General features: G+C 65.3%; 6 protein-coding genes. 2 read left to right on the plus strand and 4 right to left on the minus strand.

What is annotated here, in order from left to right; genetic code table 11:
• Window positions 1-1,223: 1,223 nt before the first annotated feature.
• The 4 genes from BLT66_RS09070 to BLT66_RS09085 form a co-directional block, all read right to left on the minus strand.
• Complete coding sequence (locus tag BLT66_RS09070) at window positions 1,224-2,627, minus strand: efflux transporter outer membrane subunit (RefSeq protein ID WP_092757366.1); 1,404 nt, start codon at window positions 2,625-2,627, stop codon at window positions 1,224-1,226.
• Window positions 2,628-2,631: 4 nt separating this feature from the next.
• Window positions 2,632-4,590, minus strand: a complete 1,959-nt coding sequence (locus BLT66_RS09075) for a MacB family efflux pump subunit (protein WP_092757367.1) — start codon at window positions 4,588-4,590, stop codon at window positions 2,632-2,634.
• A 2-nt stretch (window positions 4,591-4,592) separates the two neighbouring features.
• Window positions 4,593-5,789, minus strand: coding sequence for an efflux RND transporter periplasmic adaptor subunit (locus BLT66_RS09080; protein ID WP_092757368.1), 1,197 nt, complete (start codon window positions 5,787-5,789; stop codon window positions 4,593-4,595).
• A 105-nt stretch (window positions 5,790-5,894) separates the two neighbouring features.
• Window positions 5,895-6,584: a GntR family transcriptional regulator gene (locus tag BLT66_RS09085; protein ID WP_092757846.1), complete on the minus strand. Its 690-nt coding sequence runs from the start codon at window positions 6,582-6,584 to the stop codon at window positions 5,895-5,897.
• A 52-nt stretch (window positions 6,585-6,636) separates the two neighbouring features.
• Between BLT66_RS09085 and araD the strand changes: the two genes are divergently transcribed.
• Together araD and BLT66_RS09095 are read left to right on the plus strand one after the other, a co-directional pair.
• Complete coding sequence (araD, locus tag BLT66_RS09090; RefSeq protein ID WP_092757369.1) at window positions 6,637-8,376, plus strand: L-arabinonate dehydratase; 1,740 nt, start codon at window positions 6,637-6,639, stop codon at window positions 8,374-8,376.
• Between the two features lie 18 nt (window positions 8,377-8,394).
• Entirely contained in the window at window positions 8,395-9,105 is a 711-nt protein-coding gene (locus BLT66_RS09095) for a ribonuclease activity regulator RraA (protein ID WP_092757370.1), read from the plus strand.
• Window positions 9,106-9,125: the final 20 nt, after the last annotated feature.

Below are 9,125 nucleotides of genomic sequence, written 5' to 3' on the forward strand. Positions count from 1 at the left end.
GAGTTTAGCCAGACCCCGACCAAAGCGAAGCACCGCAGGTTCCCGTAGCGCCAGCGGAGGGCGCAGGCAGTGGGGGCGCCTTTCTTTTGGTGACTTTTCTTTTGCGCAAAAGAACAAGTTACTGCGCTGCCGGGCGCATACCCGGCCAGGGATCGCATAGACGTCAGGCGCCATCCGCACTACCCCAAACCGCATATAAACCTTCATACAAAAACTGACTCCAGCGCAAATTCAACCTGCACAAGCAGCTACGAAAAATAGAGCGCTTGGTGGTTCCACCTTTTTGAGGGGGAAGACGCCTGCGAGTCGGAAACCGACCGATGACGCCGAGCTATAGTGGTTCATCGCTCAACGTGCGGTGTTTGTCAAAACTTTTATACCTGTATAAAAAACAAGCACACCCCTCGGAAAGCCAGTCTACAAGCCACTTTCAGAAAATTTTGATGATCAGTATAGACCGCAGCGACCTATTTATCCCGCAGGTTTTGCGGTCTACATTACGTTAGGCCTCACGGAGTACATGTTGGGCAAGTCACCGTCGTTCCTCGTAGCATTTCTAGAGGTCTCAATTGCGCTTCTCTTGGCGCTGCTAGTGTTTATCCTGGTAAAGCGCCACAAAGCTTCGGGTAGGCCCCTGACAGATGTAGTGAAAGGTTTTGCCGGGAAAGCAAGGCGCCTTTCGCAAAGCCTCTTGATTGCCATCGCGTTCATTGTGCTTCTTGACTACATCTTGCCGAAAGAGTCCATGGGGACCTCTTCGGTCGTCGTGTTTCTCGTGTCTTTTTCTGCACTCGCGATAGTTCCCCCATGGCTTCCAACTGGCAGGCTATTTGCGATTGCGGCGGTCGCCTTCAATGTGGCTAGTGTTGTTGCTTTTTTTCGCCTGTTGCCCACCGGCTCATCGGGTCCTGATGCAATGGGGGTTTCGATACTTCTATGTTTCTTCTGGCTTCTATTCTTTGGTTCATGCGCCGTGCGTCTTGTTTGCAAGGCATTTAGTTCGCATTCGAAGAGGCGATCAAGACGTCAGCAAACCATCTTGCGTAGTGAGGCCTAACCCTTCCTTCAAGCGGACCTGCCTACGGCAGGCCGCTTAAGTCAAATGTTCCGCCACCCCTGCATCCAGTGGACTTCCGGCCCAGCGGATGTAGGCGCAGGGCGCATCAGGCCGGATTGCTTCTCTTTTTATAGCTACTGGCGCTGGTGAAATATGCGCTAGCAGCCTATTTCACTTGTAAATCTTCACGGACCATACCGGGCAGCGCAGCCGCATCGCCGCCCAGCGCCTGCACCAGCGTGGCATGGTTGTTGAACTGGTTCAGTCGGTTTTCCGCCAGCGCGATCTCGGCGCTGCGACGGCTTTCCTGGGCGTCGAGCCAGGGCTTGAGGGCCACCGAACCCGCGCGGTAGCGCACCTCGTAGAGCCGCTCGGCCTGGATGGCGGCCTGTAGCACCTGTTCCAGCAGCACGGCTTGGGCGCGGTACTGCTGGCGTGCCGACAAGGCGTTTTCCACGTCGCCCAGCGCGGTGTACAGGGTTTGGCGGAAGTTGACCACCGCCTCCTCGCTCTGCGCCTGGGCGACCCGGATGTTCAGGTCCATTTCCTTCTGGTTCAGGAACGGCAGGCTGAGCCCCAGGCCCAGGCTGGCGACCGGGTTCTGCAGCAGGTTCAGCAGCGCGGTGCTGGAGGTGCCGAGCGCGCCGGTCAGGCTCAGCGCCGGGTAGTAGCTGGCGCGGGTGGCGCTGATGTTGGCGTGGCTTTCGCGCAGCCGCAGCTCGGCCGCGCGCAGGTCCGGGCGGCGCGCCAGCAGCTCGGCGGGCAGGCCGGCGGCGACTTCGGGCAGCTGGCTGTTCGGCAGGGTTTGCGGCGGATTCGGCAACGCACTGGGCGCGGCGTCGAACAGCAAGGCCAGGGCGGTGTTGGCGGCCACGGCCTGCTGCTGCAGCGTGGTTTGGCTGGCCTGCAGGCTCAGCAGGCTTTGCCGGGCCTCGGCCAGCTCCAGGCCCCCGGCCGCGCCCGCATTCACCTGGGCTTGCACCAGCTCCAGGGTCTTTTGCGCGGTGGCAATGCTTTGCAGATTGGCGGCCAGGCGCTGGTTCAGGTAGCCGAGTTGCCAGTACAGCTGGGCCGTGGTGGCGACCAGCGCCAGCGCGGTGGCTTCGCGGTCCTGCGCGGTGGCGCGGGCCTCCCACAGGGCGACGTCGCGCTGGCTGCCCAGCTTGTTCCACAGATCGATCTCGTAGCTCGCGCCCAGGCTGACACCGCTGCTGCGGCTGGTGACGGCGTTGCCGCTGAGGGTGCGGCTGGTGCCGCTGCTGAGGCTGCCGCTGAAGTTGGGCCGGTTCTCGGCCAGGCCGACTTGCAGCTGGGCCTGGCGCACCTTGATGGTGGCGGCCGCCAGGTTGTTGTTGCGCAGCAAGGCTTGCTCGACCAGCTGGTCGAGCACCGGGTCGTTGAAGTTCTTCCACCAGGCATCGGTGCTGGCGCCGCTGTCTGCATTGGCGTACTGCCATTGCGCGGGCAGCGTGGCGGCGGGCGCGCTGTACGGTGCCTGCGGGGTGGCACAGCCGGCGAGCAGCAGGGCAGCTAGGAGGGTGCAGGGAAGTAGAGGCTTGAAGGGGGTCATCAGATTACTCTCGGGCCAAGGCGTCTACCGGGTTGAGCTGGGCCGCGTTGTTGGCGGGCAGGAAGCCGAACACCACGCCGATCAGGGTCGAGCAGCCAAAGGCCGCCACCATCGATGCGGTGGAATACACCATCTGGAAGCTGCTGCCGCTCTTGCCAAAGCCCCAGCCGATCAGCAGCGACAAGCCTATGCCCAGCACGCCGCCGAGCAGACAGACCAGCACGGCTTCGATCAAAAACTGCTGGCGGATGTCGCTCTGCCGTGCGCCCACGGCCATGCGCACGCCGATCTCGCGGGTGCGCTCGGTGACCGACACCAGCATGATGTTCATCACCCCGATGCCGCCCACCACCAGCGAGATCAACGCAATCGCCGAGACCAGCAAGGTCAGGGTCTGGGTGGTGCTCTCTATGGTCTGGCGGATGGTGTCGGTGTTCAGGGTGTAGAAGTCGACCACACCATGGCGCTGCTTCAGCAGCCGGTTGATGCCGGCATCGGCGGCCTCGGTGGAGGCGTCGTCGCGCACGCGCACCGAGATCGAACGCAGATAGCCCTGGCCCAGCACCCGGCGCATGGCCGCGGTGTACGGGATGTAGACGTTCAAGGCCTCGCGGTTGCCAAAGCCGGACTCGCTCTTCTGCGCCACGCCGACCACCCGGAACGGCACGCTGCCCAGCAGCACCACCTGGCCGACCGCGTTGTCGGTGGTCGGGAACAGCTGCTTGCGGGTGTTGTCGTCGATCACCACCTCTTGTGCCAGGGTGTCGATGCTGGCGTCGTTGAAGAAGCGGCCCTGTGCCAGGCTGATGCCTTTGACGCGGAAGTATTGCGCGCCCACGCCGTTGATATTGCCGGTCACCGCCACATTGCCATAGCGCAGCGTGGCCGAGCTGGAGGCGGTGGGGGTCACGCTGTCCACATACACCTGCTGGGCCAGCGCGTCGGCGTCGGCCGGCACCAGGGTGCGCACCCGCGCGGCCCGCTGGTCGCCAAAGCCGCTGCCCGAAAAGATCTCGATGGTGTTGGTGCCTATGGAGCTGATGTTCTTCAGCACCTGCAGCCGCGAGCCCTCTCCCAGCGCCACCACCGACACCACCGAGGCGATGCCGATGATGATCCCCAGCATGGTCAGGAAGCTGCGCAGCGGGTGCGCCCGCATCGCCAGCAAGGCCATGCGGAAGGCTTCGCTGAAGCGGCCCCAGCCTGCGCCCCAGCCCGAGCCGCCAGCCGGCGGCGCAGGCAGCGTGGGGGCGGCGGTGGCGGGCTGGACCTGCCGGTCGGCCACGATCTCGCCATCGCTGATTTCGATGATGCGCTGCGCATGCTCGGCCACGTGCATGTCGTGCGTCACCAGGATGATGGTGTGGCCTTCGGCGTGCAGCTCCTGCAGGATCTTCATCACCTCGGCGCCGCTGTGCTTGTCCAGCGCGCCGGTGGGCTCATCGGCCAGGATCACGCTGCCGCCGTTCATCAGCGCGCGCGCAATGCTCACGCGCTGCTGCTGGCCGCCCGACAGCTGGCCGGGCCGGTGGCTGACGCGGTCGGCCATGCCCAGGCGCGTCAGCAGCGCGTTGGCGCGGCTGTGCCGGGTGGCGGCGTCCTTGCCGGCATACACCGCGGGCACTTCCACATTGCCCAGCGCGCTCAGGTCGCTCAGCAGGTGGTAGCGCTGGAAGATGAAGCCAAAGTGTTCGCGCCGCAGCTCGGCCAGGGCGTCGGCATCCAGCTGGCCGGTCTCACGGCCGGCCACGCGGTAGGAGCCGGTGGTGGGCCGGTCCAGGCAGCCCAGGATGTTCATCAGCGTGGACTTGCCCGAGCCGGACGCGCCGACGATGGCGATCATCTCGCCCGCGCGGATGCTGAGGTTCACGTCCTTCAGGACGGCAATGGTTTCTTCGCCCGCCGGGAACTCTCGCCGCAAGGCGGTCAGTTCCAGCAGGGGGCTGGTTGGGTTCGCATCCATGCTTACATCCCCGGAGGCGGGCGCATGCGGGTACTGCCACTGCCGCTGCCGCTGGCGCCGCCGGCCGGGGCTTCGCTGACCACCACGCGCTCGCCCTCGGCCAGGCCTTCCAGGATTTGTGCGTTCACGTTGTTGTTCAGCCCGACCTTGACCACGCGCGGCTCGGCTTCGCCGTCTGCGTTCACCACCCGCACGCGGGTGCGGCCCTGGCGGTCCCGCTCGCCGAGCGCGGCTGATGGAATGCTCAGCACCTGCTTGGCCTCGTTCTGCACGATGCTGACCTGCGCCGTCATGGAGATGCGCAGCTGGCCCTCGGGGTTCGGCACGTCGAGCAGGCCGTTGTAGTAGATGGCGCTGGCACTGGTGGTGGTCGCCGTGGTGGTATCGGTCAGGATTGAATCCGGCGCCGGCTCCACCGTGCGCAAGGTGGTGGTATAGCGCTTGTCGGGCGCGCCGAGGATGGTGAAGTAAACCTTTTGCCCCGGCTTGACGCGCACCACATCGGCCTCGGAAATCTGCGCCTTGACGGTGATGGTGTCCAGCCGCGCCAGCTTGATGATGGTCGGCGTGGTCTGGTTGGCGTTCACGGTCTGGCCTTCCTGGGCCACGATGGCCACCACCACGCCGTCGATGGGCGCCTGGATCTGGGTGTAGCCCAGGTTCAGCTGGGCCGTGCTGACGGTGATCTTGGCCTGGGCGATCTGGGCCTGCAGGGAGCCGATTTCGGCGCGTGCGGTCTGCAGCGCGGCATCGGCGGCCTCAAAGGTGGCGCGCGAGCTGGCGTCGGCGGCCAGCAGGGTTTTCTCGCGCTGGAAGCTCAGCTCGGCCTGCTTCAGCGTGGCCTGCTTGACCAGCAGCTGGGCCTGTACATTGGCCAGCGCGGCCTCGGCATTGCGCAGGCTGTTCTGCTGGGTCAGCGAGTCGATCTCGGCGACCAGCTGGCCTTTCTTGACCGTATCGCCCAGGGCCACCTTCAGCGACTTGATCTGCCCCGAGGCCTGGGCACCCACGCTCACCTGCTTGAAGGCCTGCACCGTGCCTGTGGCCAGCACGGCCTGCTCCAGATCGGCCAGGGCGGCGGTGGCGGTCACAAAATTGGGTTTTTTGGCGGCCGGGAAGAACACCAGTTTGGCGGCTACGGCCAGGGCCAGCAGGACCAGGGCGAGCAGGGTGTAACGCAGAAGTTTGTTCTTGGGCATGGAGGTGTGGAGGTGCGGACTGAAGCACGGCCCACTTTACATAAGCCCCGTACCCGCCCCGCGTGCCCCCGGCAAAGCCTTTGTAAAGCTAGGGGCAGCCGCGATTCAGCGCGCCACGTAGTCGGGGTAGCGCTCGCAGATGCTCTCCAGCTGCCCCAGCGTGCCCGATAAATGCGCGCGCAGGCTGTCCTGGGCGGCCAGAGGATCGCGCTGGGCGATGGCGTCGACGATGCTGCGGTGGTCGCGCACCACCGCCTGGGCCTTGCCCTCGCTCGGCAGGTCCAGCCGGCGCAAGCGGTCCACATGGCCAGAGATGCGGCGCACCAGCGCCCACAGGTCGGGCACGCCGGCGGCTGCATACATCTGCTGGTGGAATGCCTGGTCGGCGGCCACGAAATCCCTGTAATCGGCGGTATTGATCACCGCCACCTGCAGCTCGATCTGCGTGTGCAGCCGGGCCACCAGGTGGTCGTCGGCGGCTAGGGCCAGGGTGCGCACCACTTCCAGCTCGATGGACTTGCGCAGAAAGTGCGCCTGCTTGGCGGCGTTGACATCGATGCGGCTGACCACCGTGGCGTGCTGCGGAAAGATGTCGACCAGGCCTTCTTCACCCAGGCGCATCAGCGCATCGCGGATCGGCGTCTGGCTCAGGCCGAACTGCTGGGCCAGCGCATCGCGCGCCAGCACCGTGCCGGGGGCCATTTCCAGCGACACGATGGATTCGCGCAGCTGGTCGAAGACCTGGGGCGCGGCTTGCCGGGAGCGGTCGAGGCGGACTTTTTCTTGGACTTTCATGGGCGGGTATTCTGGCATTGACGCACTAATACATTAGTGTTTTAATTATTCCATGACCTCACGCAACTATGAATCCCTGCGCAGCGCACGCTGGTTCGATCCCGACGATCTGCGCTCCTTCGGCCACCGCTCGCGCATCATGCAAATGGGCTATGCGCCCACCGACTGGGTCGGCAAGCCGGTGATCGCCATCGTCAACACCTGGTCGGACCTGAACCCCTGCCACACCCACTTCAAGCAGCGGGTCGAGGACGTGAAGCGCGGCGTGCTGCAGGCCGGCGGCTTCCCGGTCGAACTGCCGGCAATCTCGCTGGCCGAGGCGTTTGTGAAGCCCACCACCATGCTCTACCGCAACATGCTGGCCATGGAAACCGAGGAACTGCTGCGCAGCCACCCGGTGGACGGCGCGGTGCTGATGGGCGGCTGCGACAAGACCACGCCGGGCCTGGTGATGGGTGCCATCAGCGCCGGCCTACCCAGCATCTACATCCCCGCCGGCCCCATGCTGCGCGGCAACTACAACGGCCAGATCCTGGGCTCGGGCTCGGACGCCTGGAAGCTCTGGGACGAGCGCCGCGCCGGCAAGATCAGCAAGACCGAATGGATAGGCGTAGAAGGCGGCATTGCCCGCAGCCACGGCACCTGCATGACCATGGGCACGGCCGCCACCATGATGGGCATCGCCGAGGCCATCGGCATGACCCTGCCCGGCGCCTCCAGCATCCCGGCGCCGGATGCCAACCACCCGCGCATGTCGGCCGAGAGCGGCCGCCGCATCGTCGACATGGTCTGGGAAGACCTGACCCCCAAGCGCATGCTGAGCCGTGCCTCGTTCGAGAACGGCATCGCCGTGGCCATGGCCATGGGCTGCTCGACCAATGCCATCGTGCACCTGGTGGCGATGTCGCGCCGCGCCGGCCCCGACTGTGCGGTCGGCCTGGACGACTTCGACGCCTTCAGCCGCCGCGTGCCGGTGCTGGCCAACATCCGGCCCAGCGGTGACAAGTATCTGATGGAAGACTTCTACTACGCTGGCGGCCTGCCGGGCCTGATGAACCGCATGGGCCAGTACCTGCAGCTGGACGCGGCCACCGTCACCGGCCGCTGCATGGGCGAGAACATCGCCGGCGCCCAGATCTTCAACGACGACGTGATCCGTGCGCTGGACAACCCTTTGTACAAAGAGGGTGCGCTGGCCGTGCTGCGCGGCAATATCGCGCCCGACGGCGCGGTCATCAAGCCCAGCGCCTGCGCGCCGCAGTTCCTCAAGCACACCGGCCCTGCCCTGGTGTTCGACGACTACCCGACCATGAAGGCCGCGGTGGAAGACGAGAACCTGGACGTCACCGCCGAGCACATCATGGTGCTGCGCAACGCCGGCCCGCAGGGCGGCCCGGGCATGCCCGAATGGGGCATGCTGCCCATCCCCGCCAAGCTGGTGAAGCAGGGCGTGCGCGACATGCTGCGCCTGTCCGATGCGCGCATGAGCGGCACCAGCTACGGCGCCTGCATCCTGCACGCTGCCCCCGAGGCTTACATCGGCGGCCCGCTGGCACTGGTGAAAACCGGCGACCTCATTACCGTCGACGTGGCCGCGCGCAGCATCCATCTGGAAGTCAGCGACGAAGAATTGGCCACCCGCCGCGCCGCCTGGCAGGCCCCGCCCAAGCGCTTCGAGCGCGGCTACGGCTGGATGTTTTCCAAACACATCCTGCAGGCCGACAAGGGGGCCGACTTTGATTTTCTTGAAACCACTTTCGGCGCGCCTATCGGCGAACCCGACATTTTCTAAACACATTCGGAGACCACTTTGAAAGAATCCACCCGCGCCCTGCTGGCCAAAGTCAGCACCGCCACACTCTGCACCGCCTTGTTCAAACGCGGCCTGCGCAACCAGTTCATCCAGGACGTGCGACCGCTGAACCCCAACCTGCCGAACATGGTGGGCGAAGCCTTCACCCTGCGCTACATCCCCGCGCGCGAAGACCTGAACACCATCGAGGTGTTCAAGGACCGCAGCCACCCGCAACGCAAGGCCGTTGAAGAATGCCCGCCCGGCGCGGTGCTGGTGATCGACAGCCGCAAGGACGCGCGCGCCGCTTCGGCGGGAGGCATCCTGGTGTCGCGCCTGATGGTGCGCGGCGTGGCGGGCGTGGTCACCGACGGCGGCTTCCGCGATGCGCCCGATATTTCCAAGCTCAGCATGCCGGCCTACCACCAGCGCCCATCGGCGCCCACCAACCTCACGCTGCACCAGGCGCTGGACATCAATGTGCCTATCGGCTGCGGCGACGCGCCGGTGTTCCCTGGCGACGTGGTGGTGGGCGATGCAGAAGGCGTGATCGTCATCCCCGCGCACCTGGCCGACGAGATCGCGCTGGAGGCCACCGAGATGACAGCCTTTGAAGACTTCGTCACCGAGCAGGTGCTGGGCGGCCGTTCCATCCTCGGTTTGTACCCGCCGACCGACGAGCAGTCGCGCACCGACTTCGCCACCTGGCGCGCAGCCAACGGCCGCTGATCCCCATAAATAGAACCGGA

The organism is Rhodoferax sp. OV413 (genome assembly GCF_900104385.1).
Classification (GTDB): Bacteria; Pseudomonadota; Gammaproteobacteria; order Burkholderiales; family Burkholderiaceae_C; genus Rhodoferax_B.

What these genes read in the sequence shown, in the direction of transcription:
- BLT66_RS09070 (WP_092757366.1), bottom strand. Translation starts at nt 2,627, where the DNA reads ATGACCCCCTTCAAGCCTCTACTTCCCTGCACCCTCCTAGCTGCCCTG.
- BLT66_RS09075 (WP_092757367.1), bottom strand. Translation starts at nt 4,590, where the DNA reads ATGGATGCGAACCCAACCAGCCCCCTGCTGGAACTGACCGCCTTGCGG.
- BLT66_RS09080 (WP_092757368.1), bottom strand. Translation starts at nt 5,789, where the DNA reads ATGCCCAAGAACAAACTTCTGCGTTACACCCTGCTCGCCCTGGTCCTG.
- BLT66_RS09085 (WP_092757846.1), bottom strand. Translation starts at nt 6,584, where the DNA reads ATGAAAGTCCAAGAAAAAGTCCGCCTCGACCGCTCCCGGCAAGCCGCG.
- araD (WP_092757369.1), top strand. Translation starts at nt 6,637, where the DNA reads ATGACCTCACGCAACTATGAATCCCTGCGCAGCGCACGCTGGTTCGAT.